Consider the following 16,458-nt stretch of genomic DNA (forward strand, 5'->3'; position numbering starts at 1 on the left):
GCGTCAAGCCGGCGGCGGTCATTCGGCTGCGGGGAGCATCTCCACCACGGCGTTGCGCAGTTCATGGGCGGCGATGGGTTTGTGCAGCAGGGTGTGGCCGCCCGCGCGGGCCTCCGCCAGCCGTTCCGGGGCGGTGTCGCCGGTGATGATCGTCGCCGGCACCGACGCCCGCAGCCGCTCGCACACCGCCCGGATGGCGTCCAGCCCGGTCTTCCCGTCGCGCAGACGGTAATCGGCCAGGATGGCGCTCGGCCATTCGCCGCTTTCGATGTGCTGGACCGCGTCCTCGATGGAGCCCGCCGTCAGCACCCGGTATCCCCAGCCTTCCAGCATCGCCTGCAGGCCGAGGCGGATCAGCGGTTCGTCGTCGATCACCAGGATCATGCCCCGCCCGTCGTCCGGCACCAGACGGGCTGCCGACGGCGCTGCGCCGGTGGCTTGGCGGGAGACCAAGGGCACGTCGATGCAGAAGGCGGAGCCGCGTCCCAGCCGCGAGCGCAGGTGGACCGTATGGCCGAGCAGGCGGGCGAGGCGGCGCACCACGGCCAGGCCGAGTCCCAGCCCCTTGCTGCGGTCCCGCTCCTGGTTTCCGACCTGGAAGAACTCTTCGAAAACCTCATCATGCTTGTCGGACGGGATGCCGATTCCGGAGTCCATCACCTCGATGCGCAGGCGGTCGCCCCGGCGCCGGCAACCGATCAGCAGGCCGCCCCGTTCGGTGTAGCGCAGCGCGTTTTCCACGAGGTTGCGCAGGATGCGCATCAGCAGGGCCGGGTCGCTGCGGATCGTCAGGGTGCAGGGAACCACGCGCAGCCTCAGCCCTTTGGCCTGAGCCTGGGGGTGATACTCGGCGCCGAGCTGTTCGATGATCGGACCGATCGCCAGATCCTGCAACTGCGGCACGATCAGCCCGGCGTCCAGTTTGGACACGTCGAGCAGGCTGTCGAGCAGCATGCGCAGCCCGTTCATGGCCAGCCCCATGGAGTCGAGAAGGGGGACGGCGGGGTGCCCGTCCAACCGTTCCGCCAGCGCCGACTGGAACAGCATCATCGCCTGGACCGGCTGCCGCAGGTCGTGGCTTGCGGCGGCGAGGAACTTGGACTTCGCGACGTTGGCGCGGTCGGCCTCGGCCTTCGAGGCGCGCAGGGCGTCCTCGGCGCGGCGGCGTTCGGTGATGTTGCGGACGATCCCGGTGAAGTAACGGCGCTCCCCCGCGCTCCATTCGGTAACCGCCAGTTCGATCGGGAAGACCGAGCCGTCCTTGTGCCGTCCTTCGACCTCGCGCCCGATGCCGATGATCCTTCTCTCCCCCGTGTTCTGGTAGGCCTGGAGATAGCCGTCATGGGCGGAGTGGTAGGGCTCCGGCATCAGGATGCGGATGTTCCGTCCGACCGCCTCACCGGTTTCGTAGCCGAAAATGCGCTCCGCCGCCGGATTGAAGCTCTGGATCGTGCCGGTCTCGTCGATGACCAGCATGGCGTCCACCGCGGTCTGCACGATGGCCCGGTGGCGGGCCTCGCTTTCCGCCAGCGCCGCTTCGCGCCGCCGGATGAGGTCCGCCGCGCTGCGGATGGCGCGGCCCACCGCCTCGATCTCCGCCACGCCGCCGCCGGGCGGCGGCACGGGGTGTCCGGCGCCCAAGGCCTTCGCCGCTTCGGCCAGTTGCGAGACGGACCGCGTGAGGCGCCGCCCGAGCAGGATCGCCGCTCCGACCCCGATCAGCAGAAGGATCAGGCCGCCGCCGGTGAAGAGAAGGAGGGCGTGGCGCGCCGGGGTCGCCACCAGGGCCGTGGGGACGCTCATCGCGACCACCCAGCCGAAGCTGCGGGAGCGGCTGTAGGCCTGGATGGCCTCCACGCCTTCCAGGTTGACGGCGCGGTGGAAGCCGTCCGGTGCCCGCTGCATCCCGGTCCACAGCGAGGCGGGGAGGCGCTTGCCGACGAACTGCTCGGTCTGGTGCGACCGGGCGATGACGACGCCGTCCTGGTCGATCACCCCGGCCCGCCAGCCCGCCGGGATGCGCTCCGGCGAGACAATGCCCTGAAGGCGATCCGGGGGGATGTTCAGGCTCAGCAGGTAGCGGATCTGGCCATCGCGGATCACCGGCGCGATCACCGCCAGAATCGGCAGTTGGCTCACGTCGCCGACGAAGAGGCCGGTGATCTGCGGCTGTCCCGTGTCGATCACCCGCTGGTCGGCTTCGAGTGGCGTGTTGTCCGGCAGATCGGCGCCCCACGGCATCCGGGTGTTGACGAGCTGCCGGCCGGCCGGATCACGGAGCACCACGTTGGTGCCCAGACGGTCGCGCACGCTGGCGGCCCGCCGGTGGAAGGAGGCCATATCGTTCGTCGTCAGGCTTTCCGCCGTGGACAGCACCTCGGCGGCGGCGATCAGGCGGCTCACCTCGCGCTCCACGTCCTCCGCCAGCAGGCGCGTCCGGTCGAGGACGAGCTGCTCGGTTTGCCGGGCCTGCGCGTCGACGTTGCGGATGAGGAGGAACACCGAGAAGAGCACCAGCGGCACGGCGACCGCCATGACGAGCAGGACGAGCCAGCCCCGGACCCGTTGCGGGCGCAGCCAGTCCTTCGGCCGCAGCGGCATCAGCGGATTGGGGATCATCGAATCGGCCGGTCTTCGAACGCAACCCGGTGTCGGGCCGCCTGCGGAAAGCGGCCGATTCGGTGGTGTCCGTCGTCGTGGGCGGTCCCTTGCGGTCCGGACGGTGCCGGAGCGTGCGTGCCGGCCCCTCGAGGTCCAAGAAACGGCTTGGGTCCAGCGGGACGGTGGATCGAGGAGACGTGTCCGGTCCGAACGTACCGAGGCATTTCGCAGGCCACCCCTGGGTCACCGATTGCTTGGCATCTCTAAACCAGATTGTATCATACCGCACAATAATCGGTTGAGAATCCATCGATCCTCCCAGGGAAGGGCGCTCGGGCGCCCACCCGCGCGGCGGAGACATCCGGATTCCGCCGATCGGCGTCCGCTGCCGGCGATTGGCGCCGGGGCCGATTCCAATCTATGGTCCCGCCTTATGGAACCCGCCCTCGACGACGCGATCCGCCTGCACAAATCCGGCAACCATGCGGGGGCGGAGCCGCTCTACCGCGCCGTGCTGGAGCGCGAGCCGGCGAATCGAGGCGCGCTGCAGATGCTGGCGATGCTTCTGGTGCAGACCGGGCGTCCGGCCGAGGCCGTCGGCCATTTCCGAAGCATCCTGCGGCTGGAGCCCGGCGGCGTCGCCGGATACAGCAACCTCGCCGCCGCCCTGCGGCTGGCCGGGCAGGGGGCGGAGGCCATCGCCTGCCTGCATCGGGCGCTGGCCCTCGACCCGGCGCACGCGGCTTCCTGGTTCAACCTCGGCAATGGATTGAAGCAGCAGGAGAGGGCGGCCGGAGCGGAGCGGAGTTACCGGCGGACGCTGTTGCTTGAGCCCGGCCACGCCGGGGCGGCGGGCAACCGGAAGGCGCTGCGCGACCAGTGGGGGGAGCGCCTGGACGAGGCCGAGCGGCGGAGCACGGCGGCACGCCGCCTCTCGGCGGACGCCGAAACACGGGTCGCGGCGGCGGAATGTCTGGTGGCGGTCGGCGACGCGGCGGCGGCGGAAGCGATGGCGCGCGCCGCCCTGGACCGCGATGAGCGGAATCATCGGGCGAACCGGTTGCTGGGGCGCCTGCTCCTGGAACGCAGCGGGGCGATGGGGGTGCAGGACGGCAAGCCCTTCGCGGTCGATCGGGCGTTGGTCGAGGAGGCCATCGGCGCCTTGCGCCGGGCCGTCGCCGCCCGTCCGGACGATGACGAGGCCGACTGGCTGCACGTCGCCGCGGTGGCGACGCTGGTGCAGGTGGGGCTGGCGTCCGACGCGGTGCTGCGCGACGGGGCACGGGCCGCCTGGGTCCGCCTGCGGCGTCACCCCAAGGACACGGTCGCGGCGTCCGTCATCGGCTTCCACGCCTACCGACGGGACCGGCTCGTTCTCGCTTCATGGCTGGGGCGGCGGTTCCGTCGGCGCTTCACCGCGGCGGAGGTCGCGCGGGAGCATGAGCTGGGCCTGTGGACGATGCTGCGCGCCGACGATGCCTTCTTCGGCGCCCTGCCGCCGGTCGAAGGGGTGCTGGAGGGCATGGCCCCCCTGGAATGCCGGATCGAGGCGACGCCGGGACCGGCTGGGGAGCCGGCGGTCTTCTTCTGCTGCGACGACGTCTACTTCCGCCGTTTCGCCCCGGCGCTGCTGGAGTCCCTGGCGGAGCGGATGCCGGGCGCCACGGTCGCCGTCCATGTGGTGGCGCCGTCGCCGGAGACGGAACAGGCCATGGCCCGTTGGCGCCTGGACGGACGGCTGAGCGTGGGTTTCTCGCTGGACCGGCCGGACATGGCGGGGTGGAGCGACATCAAGCGCGTCACCTACTACGCCTCCGCCCGCTTTCTCCGTGCCTTGCAGTGGCTGCGCCGGCTGGACCGCCCGCTGATGGTGATCGACACGGATGCGCGGATCGCCCAGGACCTGCGGACCTTGAGGGCGGAGATGGACGGCCACGACGTCGGGTTCCTCATCGACGGGCGCCGCCGTGGGCCGTCGCGGGAAATCACCGTCTGCTTCAACGTCTACGGCAACACGCCGGGCGGCGACCGCTTCCTGTCGCTGCTCGGCTCCTACATCGGGCATTTCCTGGCGGGGACGGAGGTCTACTGGATGCTGGACCAGATGGCCCATTACGCGGTGCTCGACTGGCTGAACCGCCACGAGCCGATCCGCGTGCGCCGCTTCGACTTCCTGAACTTCCCCTATTGCCACTTCGTCGGGGCGAAGTGACCCGCCGTCCGTCTCACTCCCGCCCGAGAACCCGGTCGACCACCGTGTCGGCCCACTCGCGGGAGCGGAAGCTGGCCTTGGCCTCCACCGGGTCGTACACGCGCTCCACCCAATCCCAGAAGGCGATCGGGCGCTTCTCGTTGTAGGCGGCGTACAGCTCGAAGAAATAGTCGAGGATGCCGGTCTTCGCTTGGCGGAAGTGGCCGTACTTCCAGTGGAGCTGCTTGGTCGCCCGCTCCAGCGGCACGCCCTCGTGAATGAAGAGATAGAGCGCCGACATGAAGCCGGCGCGGTCCGCCCCCGACTTGCAGTGCAGAAGCGCCGGGTACTGCATGGTCGCGAACAGGTCGCGGGCCTTCAGCAGCGTCTCCTTCTTCGGCATGTCGCGGGAGTTGACCGGAAAGTCGACCAAGGTCAGCCCAGACGCCCGGCAGGCCTCGGCCTCCAGGATGTAGGAGGCGCAGTCGCGGCTGCCGCGCAGGTTCAGGATGGTCTTCACGCCGTGCCGCGCCGCCTCGCGGATGTGCGAGGGCGAAGGCTGGCTCGCCCGGTACATGTTGGGGGAGATGCGGTGCGTGTTCGAATAGACCAGCCGGAAACAGGCGTGATCGATGAACACGCTCTCGACATGCCCAAGCGCCCGTTGCAGCGGGGAGATCATGCGCCCGCGCGCCCGCTTGATCCCGTCGGCCAGAGCGGTGGTCGTGTAACGGCGCAACATCTTCCTGGTGGTGGCCACGCAAGCAGTCTCCAAATCGACAAGGCCGCCAAGATAGGCACACTTTGCGTGGCGTCAAGGCCGCCGCACCGCTGGGCTGTGCGGCGCTTTGGTCATCCGGCCCGCAGGACGCGCCCGTAGATGTCGTACCGCGCGGCCAGCGACAGCACGATCTCCATGTAGAGATTGATCAGGCCGTTGGCGTAGAAGGCCGGGCAGCCGGTGTAGTGGCGCTCGCCCGGCTGCGCGGTCGGCTCGATCAGGTCGGCGTTCAGGACGATCATGCCGCCCGGCGCCTCCGCGTCGTAGACGAAGGCCGTCTGGTGGCGGGGCAGGGGGTGGATGGCCTGGTGGTCGTCGGCCTCGATGTGGCCGGCCCCCATGAACTGGCACAGCATGCCCAGGCTGCCCATGGCGAGCGGCAGCACCTGCTTCAGGCTGCGGCGCGACAGGTCGTCGTACTCGGCCGGGGTCAGGCCGGGCTTCAGCATCGGCGCCGACTCGCACAGGTTCCAGCAGACGTGCAGCGCCGTGTGGCTGCCCGTCTTGGTGATCGACAGCATGTCGTAGCCGGACGGCGCGTGCAGCACCGACGCCTCCAGCGTGTTGGCGAGGACGAAGCCGGCCGCGGCGAGCGGGGTGATGGCGCCCTCCGCCCGGCAGCGCTCCTCCTCCAGCGTCACCTTGATCGCCCAGTCCTTTATGATCGCGTCCAGCAGATGGCACACGCTGTCGCGCAGGAAGCCGATCAGGGTCTCCGCCGGGGCGGCCTCCAGCCCGGCGGCGTCGGCGACGTCCAGCCCGTGCGGCGAATCCGGCGGGTTGCACAGCAGCAGATGGCCGTCGGCGTCCAGCGGCATCCGGTTGGTGATGTGGTCGCGCAGGTCGTTGTAGAGAAAGGCCAGCAGCGTGTTGATCGCGACCTTCTCGTAATCCTCCTTGCGGGTGTCCGCGTGGGCCGGGCAATGGCCGGCGAGGCGCTGAAGCTCCTCGGCGAAGAGGTAGTTCGGGTCCTCGGTGATGCGGTGCAGGATCGGCGCGAGGTTGACCCGGGTCATCCCGGCCTCCTCATGCGCGGCGAGATAGGTCAGGGCGAAGTCGTTGGAGCGGGCCATGATGGGGCGTCAATCTCGTGAATGAGGACGGTCAGCGGTCGCGAAGCCGGTCGTAGACGCCGTAGTCCATGGCGATGCTGGCCACGATGTCGAGATACAGTTTGATGAAGCCGGGCGTGTAGAAGGCCGGGCAGCCGGTGTAGTGCCGCTCCTCCGGCTTGGCGAAGCGGGTGATCGGCTCCGGGTTCAGGCAGATCAGCCCGGCCTCGTCGAGGACGAAGGCGGTCTGGTCCTTGGGCAGCAGGTGGATGGCGAGGCCGTCATGGGGTTCGATCCCCGATGCCTCCATGTAATGGACCAGCATGCCCAGGCTGGCCATGGACAGCGGCACCACCTGCTTCAGGCTGCGCCGCACGAGGTCGTCGTAGGCCGCCGCGTCCCTGTCCGGGAGCAGAAGGGGAGCGGCCTCGACCATCGCCCAGCAGATGTGGATGGCGGTGTGGCTGCCGGTCTTGGTGATCGACAGCATGTCGTAGCCGGCGCGCTGGTAGAGGGCCGAGTCCTCCAGCGTCGTGCGCAGGATGAAGGTGGCGGCGGCGGCGGCGGAGATCTCGCCGGTGCCCTGGGCGCGGTAATGCTCCTCCTCCGACAGCAGGTCGGCCGCCCAGCCGGTGATGAGGCCGTCCAGCAGATGGCAGGTGGCGTCGCGCAGGACCGAGGCCATGACGTCGAGCGGCGCCGCGGCCATCGCCGCGCGGTCGGCCGGGTCGATGCCGTGTGGGGAGCGCGGCGGGATCGGCAGCATCACCTGCCCGCGCTCGTCCAGCGGCAGCTTGGACGCCACATGGTCGCGCAGCCGTTCGAACAGATAGGCCAGCAGCGTGTTGACCGTCACCTTGTCCGCGTCGTCGGCGTTGGGGGCGGCGTGCATGGGGCACTGCCCGCCGCCGCGCCGCAACTCCTCGCTGAACAGGAAGGCGGGGTCCTTCTGGATGGTCTGGAGGATGTGGGCGATCGAGACGCGCTCCAGCCCGGCGTCGGCGTGGGCCTTGATGAAGCTGCTGGCGAAATCGTTGGAACGGGACATCGTGGCCTTGCCGGAACAGGGTAATCCCGTTCAGCCTAGGGCGATTGGCGGGGCGGTTGCAACGGCAACCTCTGTGACCGGTTGCCGCCGTCCCGTTGAAACAGGCGGTTTCAGGCTTCCGGAACCAGCCAGTCCACCGTGCAGCCGCCGCCGGTGGAGGGCAGGGCGGCGTGCAGCGCCGGCAGCAGGCCGCGCAGCGTGTCGTCCAGCGTCCAGGGCGGGTTGACGATCAGAAGCCCGGACCCGTTCAGCCGCAGGTGCGTGTCCTCCGGGTGCCAGGTCAGCTCGACCCTCAGGATCTTGCGGATGCCCGTGTTCTCGACCGCCTCCTGGAAGCGCCAGACGGCGGCACGTTCCTTGATCGGGTACCACAGGGCGTAGATGCCGGTGGACCAGCGCCGGTGCGCCGCCTTCAGCCCTTCGGCCATGCGGGCGAACTCGTCCGGCTGCTCGAAGGGCGGGTCGATCAGGACGAGGCCGCGCTTCTCCCGCGGCGGCAGATGCGCCTTCAGCGCCTGATAGGCGTCCGTCCTGAAGGCCGAGACCTGACGGTCCCCGGCGAACTCCGCCTTCAGGGTCTGCCAGTCCTCGGGGTGAAGCTCGTTGAGAAGTAGGCGGTCCTGCTCGCGCAGCAGCGCGCGGGCCAGACGGGGCGATCCGGGGTACCAGCGCAGCCGCCCGTCCGGGTTCAGGGCGGACACCGCGTCGAGATAGGGCCGCAGCGCCGGATGCGGCGCCGGCTGGCCGAACAGCCGTCCGATCCCGTCCTGGAACTCCAGCGTCTTGCGCGCCGGTTCGGAGTCCAGGTCGTAGCGCCCGATGCCGGCGTGGGCGTCGAGCACGCAGAAGGGCGCCGGCTTGGCGCGCACATGATCGATGATCAGCGCCAGGACGGCGTGCTTCATCACATCGGCGGGGTTGCCGGCGTGGAAAATGTGACGGTAGTTCATGGGGCAGGGATTTAGCCCATCAGGGCGTTCCGCGCCATCCCCTGAAAACGGGCCAGGGCGATGCCGAAATCACGGACGCCGGGGGCCGTAACCCCAGGGTCAATCCAGGGAGGCGACCTGCTGGGCGTTGCGGAAGGTGCGGCGGGTGCTCGGCGCGATGCTGGCGGGTTCGGAGTCGCCGCAACGGGCGGATTCCAGCAGCTTGGCGCTCTTCGGGTCCAACTCGTTCAGGTGCTGCCAGATCTTGCAGACGTAGTTCTGGGCCTGACGGGTGGAGCCGCCGTTGTAGCGGGCGACGGCGGTCTTCCAGCTGCCCTGCTCGCCGTGAAGGCGGAGGAGCAGGCGACCGGCGTAGTTGACGTTCTCGCGGGGGTCGACGATCCGCTCGATCGGCTGGAACTCGCCGCGGTGGGTGCCGAGCGAGATCTGCATGCAGCCGACATAGACGTTCTGCCGGAGTTGGCCGCGCTTGTCGCGCAGGTGCCGGGCGGCGTCGTTGGCGTTGCGGGCGTAGACCGGGCGGCCCTCCACGCTCATCGCGAAGGGGGTCGGGGCGCCGTCCTGGCCGCTTTCCACCAGAGCGATGGCGACGAGCAGGCCGGAGGGGATGTTGAACTTGCGTTCGGCTTCGACGGCGTGGGAGACGCAGCTGCTGTCCTGGGCGGCGGCGGGCTTGGCGAGGAGGACCGGAGCGGCGGCTAAGCCCAGCGCAAGAGCGATCCAGCCGCCATACGTGCGTCGCACGCGCTGAGTTCGATCCTGCATATCCTCGGTCCCCTCTTCGTTGCCGGGTTCATCCGGCTTCGTTTTGGCCCCCCGCGCGGGGCCGCCATTACCGGTCACCGAGTCGCTTACGGTGACCGCCTCCTACCCGAAAGTTCAACGCCCACCATCGGGCGCCGAAGCCACACTTCCAAAAATTTTATACAGCGTCAATCTATTTGCTGCCCGGTAATACCACGCCTTTCGCTCGAACGATGTCACAAGGCCGTGGGAAGAGCCTACTCACAGCCTCGGACTTAGCCATTAAGGCACTGATTCCGAAGCCGATTGAAAAACCGAAAGAGGTGGATCGCGCAAAGGGCGTACAATTTCATCCAAACGGTCTAATGCGACGGTCTGACGCTCGATTCGTCGCCGGACGACCTCCTTCGGATACCTCTTGCGCGCGCGCGCAAGCTGGTGCAGGAGTTCGCGTCTTCCATCGCATTCCGGAGTCTCCCGGAGCGGGGACGGCGACAGCGCATCTCCCATAGCGAAGTGATCGTGGATCGCGATTCGACGGCTCAAGCCGACCGTGAGGGGGCAGGTCCCCTCGTCCAGCCCGGAGACGTACCGGGCATTCTTTTCCAGACCGGCTACGACCGACTCTACGCCGCCGACGCGGCGGGAGCGGCCCGCGCCTTCCGCCTTGCCTGCGCCGCCGACCCGGCGTCGGGGGAGGCCTGGGGCGCCCTGGCCGACAGCACGCGGGACGCGGGCGAGGCCGCCGGGGCGCTGGCCGCCTGCGGGCGTGCGGTGGCCCTCGACCCGGGCATATGGCCCTGGCGGGTCGCCCTGGCCGAGGCCCTGCGCGCCGCGGGCCGGTTCGAGGAGGCGGTGATCACTGGGCAGGTGTTGACGGCGGAGCGGCCCGATTCCGCGACGGCCCGGCTCGCCTTCGCCCGAGCCCTGGCGGCGGCGGGGCGGCGGGACGCCGCGCTGGAGGAGTACCGCGAGGCCGTGGCCCTGCGTCCCGGCGACCGCGAGGCGGCCTTGGAACTGGCCGCCCTGCTGGTCGAGGCCGGCGACGCGCTGGGCGCGGTCGAACTGCTGCAGCCTCTGTCCCGCCGGGACCCGGAGAACGCGGAGTTGCTGGCCGCCATCGGGCGGGCCTGGATCGCGCTGCAGGAGCCGGAGAAGGCCCTGACCGCGCTGCGCCGTGCCGAGGGGCTCGACCCGGACGGGCGCCTCGGCTGTGCGGCGCTGATCGGCGCGCTGGAAAGCGGTGCGGGAGGGGACCTGTCGGCGGCGTATGTGCGCGCCCTGTTCGATCGCTACGCCGACCGTTTCGACCAGGACCTGGTGGGCAAGCTGGGCTACTCCGCGCCGGCCCTGCTGCGCGAGGCCGTGGACCGGCTGGGGCCGGGCTCCGGACCTGCGGCGTCCGGTTTGCGCGTTCTGGACCTCGGCTGCGGCACCGGTCTGGCAGGCGTGGCGTTTCGTCCGTTGGCGGGGCATCTCGCCGGGGTCGATCTCGCTCCGCGCATGGTCGAGAAGGCGCGCACCCGCGCTCTTTACGATGAGTTGACAGTCGGCGACGTGGTCGCGGCGCTGGCGCCGGCGCCGGCAAGCTGGGACCTGCTGGTCGCCGCCGACGTTCTGGTCTATCTCGGCGACCTGACCGCCCTGTTCGAGGGGGCCGCCAAGGCCCTGCGCCCGGCGGGCCGCTTCGCCGCGACGGTGGAGCGTCTGGACGGCGAGGCGGCGGCCTCGGGCTACGCGCTCGGCCCATCGCGGCGCTACGCCCACAGCGAAGCCTATCTGCGGGAGATGGCGGCGGCGGCGGGCCTGGCGGTGCGGCTGATGGAGCCCTGCTCCCCCCGCCGGGAAAAGGGCGTGGGTGTGCCGGGACTCCTCTTTATATTGGAGAGGCCGGCGGCCTGACGGACAGGCCGCCGGGGGCGGGGACGGCCGTCACGTCTCCGCCCGGAACGGCTGCAGGCTGAGCAGAGCGCAGTCCCAATAGGGGCGCGGGCCGAAGCGTTCGGCCAGGAAATCGACGAAGACACGCACCTTCGGCGAGAGGTGCCGGTTCTGTGGGTAGACCGCGAAGACGTTCGACTCCGCCATGTAGTAGTCCAGCAGCAGGCACTGGAGCTGCCCGTTGGACAGCGCCTCGCCGCACAGGAAGGTGGGCAGCACGATGATGCCGACGCCGGCGATGGCGGACTCGCGCAGCAGGTCGCCGTTGTTGGTGCGCAGCGACCCCGACACGCGGACCGACCGCATGGCGTCACCGACACGGAACTGCCACTGCTCGGCCGTCGGGATGTTGGTGTAGATCAGGCAGTTGTGATTGGACAGCTCATCCGGCGTCTGAGGCGTCCCGTGCTTTTCCAGATAGGCCGGGCTGGCGCAGACCACCTGCCGGTTGGGGGCCAGACGCTTGGCGATCAGCGAACTGTCGCGCAGCCGGCCGATGCGCACCGCCAGATCGTACCCCTCGTCGATCAGATCGACGTAGCGGTCGTTCAGGTCCATCTCGATTTCGATGGACGGGTAGCGTTCCAGGAACTCGGCCACCGCCTTGGCCAGATGCAGCAGGCCGAAGGACACCGGCGCGTTGACCTTCAGCCGACCGCGCGGGGCGGCGTGCAGGTCGGCGACGGCCTGCTCCGCCTCCTCGAGGTCGGCGATGATGCGGGTGCAGCGCTCGTAATAGGCCTGCCCGACCTCGGTCAGGCTGAGCTTGCGCGTGGTGCGGTTCAGCAGCCGCGCGCCCAGGCGGTTCTCCAGCTCCGCGATGCGGCGGGAAACCACGGACTTGGACAGGTTCAGGCGCTCCGCCGCGGTGGTGAAGCTCTTGGTGTCCACGACCTTGATAAAGGCCGTCATGTCGTCGAGGCGATCCATGCCATTGTTCTACACCGTGGAACAATGAAGTTCCAGCGCCCTGGATTTGCTGGAACGTGGCAACGCGCTATTTCTTTGGGACGCCGCAGCCTCCAGCGCGGCCGCAACGACAGAGGGGAGACGAGACATGGCGAAAGTTCTGGTGCTCTATTACAGCAGCTACGGCCACATCTCCACCATGGCGCAGGCGATGGCCGAAGGGGCGCGCTCGGTTCCGGGAACCGACGTGACGGTGAAGCGTGTGCCCGAGCTGGTCCCCGAGGAGGTGCGGCAGAAGGCGCACTTCAAGGAGGAGCCGAACATTCCCATCGCCGACCCGAACGAGCTGGCCAACTACGACGCCATCATCCTGGGCGTGCCGACGCGCTACGGCAACATGCCGGGCCAGATGAAGAATTTCCTCGACCAGACGGGCGGCCTGTGGGCGAAGGGCGCGCTGGTCGGCAAGGTGGGCGCCGCCTTCTCCTCCTCCGCCACCCAGCATGGCGGGCAGGAGAGCACCATCCTGACCACCCACACCGTGCTTCTGCATCTGGGCATGGTGATCGTCGGCCTGCCCTACAGCTTCCAGGGCCAGATGGGCGTGGACGAGGTGATGGGCAACAGCCCCTACGGCGCCAGCACCATCGCCGGCGGCGACGGCTCCCGCCAGCCGAGCGCGGTCGAGCTGGAGGGCGCCCGCTACCAGGGGCGGCATGTCGCGGAGATCACCAAGAAGCTGCACGGTTGACGATGGAGTGCGCCTCTTCCGCCGTCCGGGCGGGAGAGGCGGCACCAGGAAGAGGGGAGTTCAGGGCATGGGCCTGTTGATCGACGGCCGCTGGCACGACCAGTGGTACGACACCAAGACCAGCGGCGGCGCCTTCGTCCGTCCCGAAACCCAGTTCCGCAACTGGGTGCGGGCCGACGGTTCGACGCCGTTCCGGCCGGAGGCCGGGCGCTACCACCTGTTCGTGTCGCTGGCCTGCCCCTGGGCGCACCGCACGCTGATCCTGCGCAAGCTGAAGGGGCTGGAGGACGCCATCGGCGTCACGGTGGTCGATCCCCTGATGCGCGAGGAGGGCTGGACCTTCCCCGAGCCCGACCCGGTGACCGGCTCCACCCGCCTGCACGAGGTCTACACCAAGGCCGATCCCACCTATTCGGGGCGCGTCACCGTCCCGGTTCTGTGGGACAAGAAATCCGGGACCATCGTCAGCAACGAGTCCGCGGAGATCGTCCGCATGCTCAACCGGGAATTCGACGCCTTCGGCGACGCCTCGCTGGACTTCTACCCGGCGGATCTGGCGGAGGAGATCGACCGGCTCAACGCCTTCGTCTACGACCGCGTCAACAACGGAGTCTACAAGGCCGGCTTCGCGACCAGCCAGGAGAAGTACGAGCAGGCGTTCGACGCCCTCTTCGCGGCGCTCGACGAGCTGGACACGCGGCTGGCCGAGCGGCGCTATCTGCTGGGGAACCGGCAGACCGAGGCCGACTGGCGCCTGTTCACCACGCTGGTGCGGTTCGACGCCGTCTATGTCGGCCACTTCAAGTGCAACCTGCGCCGCATCGCCGACTATCCGAACCTGTCGGGCTATCTGCGCGACCTCTATCAGGTGCCCGGCGTGGCGGAGACGGTCGATTTCCACCACATCAAGCGGCACTACTACGCCAGCCACACCATGATCAACCCGACCGGCGTCGTGCCGAAGGGGCCGGCGCTGGACCTCGACGCGCCGCATGGACGGGATTCGGTGGGCTGACGGCGTGAGGTGATCGGGCCTCAGGGCTTGTAGCAGCGCGCCATGTCCTGGTTCTGGCCGATCATCTCGCACTGGAAGCTGTTGGAGAATTTGAAGCGGAACGGCCCGGTCTTGCGCACGCTGACCAGGGTCTGTCCGCCGGGGGTCTTGAAGGCCACCCAGGCCGAGGAATCGAAATGGGTGGTGATCCCGTTGCTCAGCCGCACGCGGCCCTGGTTGTCCTTAATGACCTGCACGCCGGTGTTGAAGGCCATGACGCCGTTCGGCGTCTCGGACGCCACGGCGAGGCCGTTCGTGCAGTTCACCCCCTCCGGCTGCACCGTCACGCACTCGTAGGGGCGCGGCTGCGACGCGGTGAGCACCATGGCGTAGATCGCCACTTCCAGAACATTCATGGGCATGCGGAATCTCCCGGCAATCCGCACAGGGGTGCAGCAATGCACCGTGTACAGAATAATTCCGCCGTGGTTACGAAAAGTATAATGTCGCGGTCAAGGTTCTACCCTTTCGCGGACAGCGCTTTTTCCAGCTTCTCGCGCAGGCCGACCGGGGTCAGCGGCTTCACCAGATAGCCGGTCGCCCCGGAGCGCAGGGCCGACAGAACGACGTCGGACCGGTCGTGCTTGGTCAGCATGATGACCGGCGCCCGGCCGTCCAAAGCCTCCAGAAAGGCCAGACCGCCCATCGGTGCCATGTCCACGTCGCAGAAGATCGCGTCGAAATCGACCCGGTTGCAGCGGGCCAGCGCCTCCGCCCCGTCGGCGGCCTCGATCACCGTGCCGACGCCCAACTGCCTCAGCAGCCGCACCGAGACGCTGCGGGTCACCACCTCATCCTCGACGACCAGCACCGCGCACGAATTGAACGACACGGCCACCCTCGCGCTTCGTCCTGTGGGAACCCCTGAGGGTTACGCCGGCATGATATATCAGCGCGAAAGAAACTCAAATGCGTGCGATCAGAATTTTCACGTCCGCCAGCGCGCGGTCGAGGGCCGCAGCGTCCCGCCGCGCCACCGACGCGTCGCCGCGCAGGGCCGCCTCCTCCACCGAGCCGAAGAGGTCGGCGAGCCGACCGGCCCCGGCGGTGCGGGCGGCGCCCGCCGCCGAATGGGCGGCCAGCCGGACGCCGTCCAGGTCGTCGAGGGCCAACCGCTCTTTCAGAACGCGCGACAACTCGTCCGCGTTTTCCAGGAACAGGGCGTAGAGCATGGTGACGGTGGGGCCAGGGCCACCGAAGTTGCGCAGCATCGGCTCCGCATCAAGGATCTCACGATCACGCGGCGTCGCGTTGGCCGGCGCCGGTTCGGATGGGCTGGACGGCGGCAGGGGCACGGCGGCGGCTCCCGGCTGGACACGGTATGGACGTAAAATGCGTTCAGCAATTCAACCCGGTCAAGCCGCGGCCGGCGCGGCGAATGGACGCTTTGGCGCTGCAGCATCCGGTCGCGGAACCGGGGCGCGCGCAGCCTGTTCCCCAACGTCGTCAACGACCGCTGGACCGCCCGAGCGATGACCGCCGCACCCGAAGAACAGCGTCTGGACACCCTGATCGTCGGCGGCGGCCCCGCCGGGCTGACCGCGGCGATCTATCTGGCGCGCTACCGCCGCCGCTTCCTGGTGGTGGATTCCGGGGCGAGCCGGGCCTCCTGGATTCCGCTGTCCCACAATCACGCCGGCTTTCCGGACGGGGTGAGCGGCGACGAGCTGCTGGCCCGCATGCGGGCCCAGGCGGAGCGCTACGGGGCCCGGATCGTGCCGGGAACGGTGACCAGGGTGGAGCGGGGCGATGAGGGCTACCAAGTGCGGACGGAGGACGGGCGGCTGTTCCGCGCCCGCACGGTGCTGGCCGCGACCGGCGTGATCGACCGCGAGCCGCAACTGCCCAACCTCTATCAGGCGGTGCAGCGGGGGCTGGTCCGCCATTGCCCGATCTGCGACGGGTTCGAGGTGACCGGCCATCGCATCGGCGTCATCGGGCACGGCACCGGCGCCCTGGGGGAAGCGCTGTTCCTGCGCACCTATTCCCGCGACATCACCGTCCTGACGCTGGGCGAGCCGATGAATCTGGAGGAGGCCGAGGAGCGCCGCATGTCCGAGGCCGGCCTTCGCGCCGTCGAGGAGCCGGTGGTGGAAATCCACACCGAAGGCGGGCGGATCGCCGCCCTGACCACGGCGTCCGGCGAGCGGCTGACCTTCGACACGCTGTACTCCGCGCTGGGCTGCCACCCGCGCGTCGAGCCGGTGAAGGGGCTGGGGGTGCGCATCGGTCCGGACGGCCGGCTGGTCACCGACGGCCACCAGCAGACCGGGATCGAGGGGCTCTACGCCGCAGGCGACATCGTGGAGGGGCTGAACCAGATCTCGGTCGCCATGGGGCAGGCGGCGATCGCCGCAACCGCCATCCACCGCCGACTCCTGGCGGAGGACGGGGACCTCTGACGGGATGATGCCGTCCCGTCGGGCGGACCGTTGT

At 69.2% G+C, this 16,458-nt stretch carries 15 protein-coding genes; 5 read left to right on the plus strand and 10 right to left on the minus strand.

Going from position 1 to position 16,458, the window contains the following annotated elements:
- Nucleotides 1-18: 18 nt before the first annotated feature.
- Nucleotides 19-2,619: a PAS domain S-box protein gene (locus ABVN73_RS16565; protein WP_353860712.1), complete on the minus strand. Its 2,601-nt coding sequence runs from the start codon at nucleotides 2,617-2,619 to the stop codon at nucleotides 19-21.
- A gap of 415 nt (nucleotides 2,620-3,034) precedes the next feature.
- Here ABVN73_RS16565 and ABVN73_RS16570 point away from each other — a divergent pair, with 415 nt between their 5' ends.
- Entirely contained in the window at nucleotides 3,035-4,813 is a 1,779-nt protein-coding gene (locus tag ABVN73_RS16570; RefSeq protein ID WP_353860713.1) for a tetratricopeptide repeat protein, read from the plus strand.
- A gap of 13 nt (nucleotides 4,814-4,826) precedes the next feature.
- Here ABVN73_RS16570 and ABVN73_RS16575 read toward each other — a convergent pair whose 3' ends face one another.
- From ABVN73_RS16575 to ABVN73_RS16595, 5 genes are all read right to left on the minus strand, one after another.
- Nucleotides 4,827-5,552 carry a sulfur transferase domain-containing protein gene (locus tag ABVN73_RS16575; RefSeq protein WP_353860714.1) on the minus strand — a complete coding sequence of 242 codons (726 nt, stop codon included), beginning with the start codon at nucleotides 5,550-5,552 and terminating at the stop codon, nucleotides 4,827-4,829.
- Between the two features lie 92 nt (nucleotides 5,553-5,644).
- Nucleotides 5,645-6,646, minus strand: coding sequence for a hypothetical protein (locus ABVN73_RS16580; RefSeq protein WP_353860715.1), 1,002 nt, complete (start codon nucleotides 6,644-6,646; stop codon nucleotides 5,645-5,647).
- Nucleotides 6,647-6,677: 31 nt separating this feature from the next.
- The gene (locus ABVN73_RS16585) at nucleotides 6,678-7,673 is read right to left on the minus strand and encodes a hypothetical protein (RefSeq protein WP_353860716.1); all 996 of its coding nucleotides are present in this window, start codon (nucleotides 7,671-7,673) and stop codon (nucleotides 6,678-6,680) included.
- Nucleotides 7,674-7,783: 110 nt separating this feature from the next.
- A complete protein-coding gene (gene rlmJ / locus ABVN73_RS16590; protein WP_353860717.1) occupies nucleotides 7,784-8,623 on the minus strand; it encodes a 23S rRNA (adenine(2030)-N(6))-methyltransferase RlmJ in 840 nt (279 codons plus the stop codon).
- A gap of 99 nt (nucleotides 8,624-8,722) precedes the next feature.
- Entirely contained in the window at nucleotides 8,723-9,367 is a 645-nt protein-coding gene (locus ABVN73_RS16595; RefSeq protein ID WP_353860718.1) for a transglycosylase SLT domain-containing protein, read from the minus strand.
- Between the two features lie 522 nt (nucleotides 9,368-9,889).
- On the opposite strand from ABVN73_RS16595, the gene ABVN73_RS16600 reads away from it, so the two are divergent.
- On the plus strand, nucleotides 9,890-11,269 hold the full coding sequence (locus ABVN73_RS16600; RefSeq protein WP_353860719.1) for a tetratricopeptide repeat protein: 1,380 nt from the start codon (nucleotides 9,890-9,892) through the stop codon (nucleotides 11,267-11,269).
- Nucleotides 11,270-11,299: 30 nt separating this feature from the next.
- Here ABVN73_RS16600 and ABVN73_RS16605 read toward each other — a convergent pair whose 3' ends face one another.
- Complete coding sequence (locus ABVN73_RS16605) at nucleotides 11,300-12,238, minus strand: LysR family transcriptional regulator (protein ID WP_353860720.1); 939 nt, start codon at nucleotides 12,236-12,238, stop codon at nucleotides 11,300-11,302.
- Between the two features lie 127 nt (nucleotides 12,239-12,365).
- Here ABVN73_RS16605 and wrbA point away from each other — a divergent pair, with 127 nt between their 5' ends.
- Together wrbA and ABVN73_RS16615 are read left to right on the plus strand one after the other, a co-directional pair.
- Nucleotides 12,366-12,968: an NAD(P)H:quinone oxidoreductase gene (gene wrbA, locus ABVN73_RS16610; RefSeq protein ID WP_353860721.1), complete on the plus strand. Its 603-nt coding sequence runs from the start codon at nucleotides 12,366-12,368 to the stop codon at nucleotides 12,966-12,968.
- Between the two features lie 67 nt (nucleotides 12,969-13,035).
- Nucleotides 13,036-13,983: a glutathione S-transferase family protein gene (locus ABVN73_RS16615; protein WP_353860722.1), complete on the plus strand. Its 948-nt coding sequence runs from the start codon at nucleotides 13,036-13,038 to the stop codon at nucleotides 13,981-13,983.
- A gap of 20 nt (nucleotides 13,984-14,003) precedes the next feature.
- Here ABVN73_RS16615 and ABVN73_RS16620 read toward each other — a convergent pair whose 3' ends face one another.
- From ABVN73_RS16620 to ABVN73_RS16630, 3 genes are all read right to left on the minus strand, one after another.
- Nucleotides 14,004-14,384, minus strand: coding sequence for a hypothetical protein (locus ABVN73_RS16620; RefSeq protein WP_353860723.1), 381 nt, complete (start codon nucleotides 14,382-14,384; stop codon nucleotides 14,004-14,006).
- A gap of 98 nt (nucleotides 14,385-14,482) precedes the next feature.
- Complete coding sequence (locus tag ABVN73_RS16625; RefSeq protein WP_353860724.1) at nucleotides 14,483-14,854, minus strand: response regulator; 372 nt, start codon at nucleotides 14,852-14,854, stop codon at nucleotides 14,483-14,485.
- A 73-nt stretch (nucleotides 14,855-14,927) separates the two neighbouring features.
- On the minus strand, nucleotides 14,928-15,317 hold the full coding sequence (locus ABVN73_RS16630; RefSeq protein ID WP_353860725.1) for an Hpt domain-containing protein: 390 nt from the start codon (nucleotides 15,315-15,317) through the stop codon (nucleotides 14,928-14,930).
- A gap of 177 nt (nucleotides 15,318-15,494) precedes the next feature.
- On the opposite strand from ABVN73_RS16630, the gene ABVN73_RS16635 reads away from it, so the two are divergent.
- Nucleotides 15,495-16,424, plus strand: a complete 930-nt coding sequence (locus ABVN73_RS16635; RefSeq protein WP_353860726.1) for an NAD(P)/FAD-dependent oxidoreductase — start codon at nucleotides 15,495-15,497, stop codon at nucleotides 16,422-16,424.
- Nucleotides 16,425-16,458: the final 34 nt, after the last annotated feature.

This window comes from Azospirillum formosense (assembly GCF_040500525.1).
Lineage (GTDB): Bacteria > Pseudomonadota > Alphaproteobacteria > Azospirillales > Azospirillaceae > Azospirillum > Azospirillum formosense_A.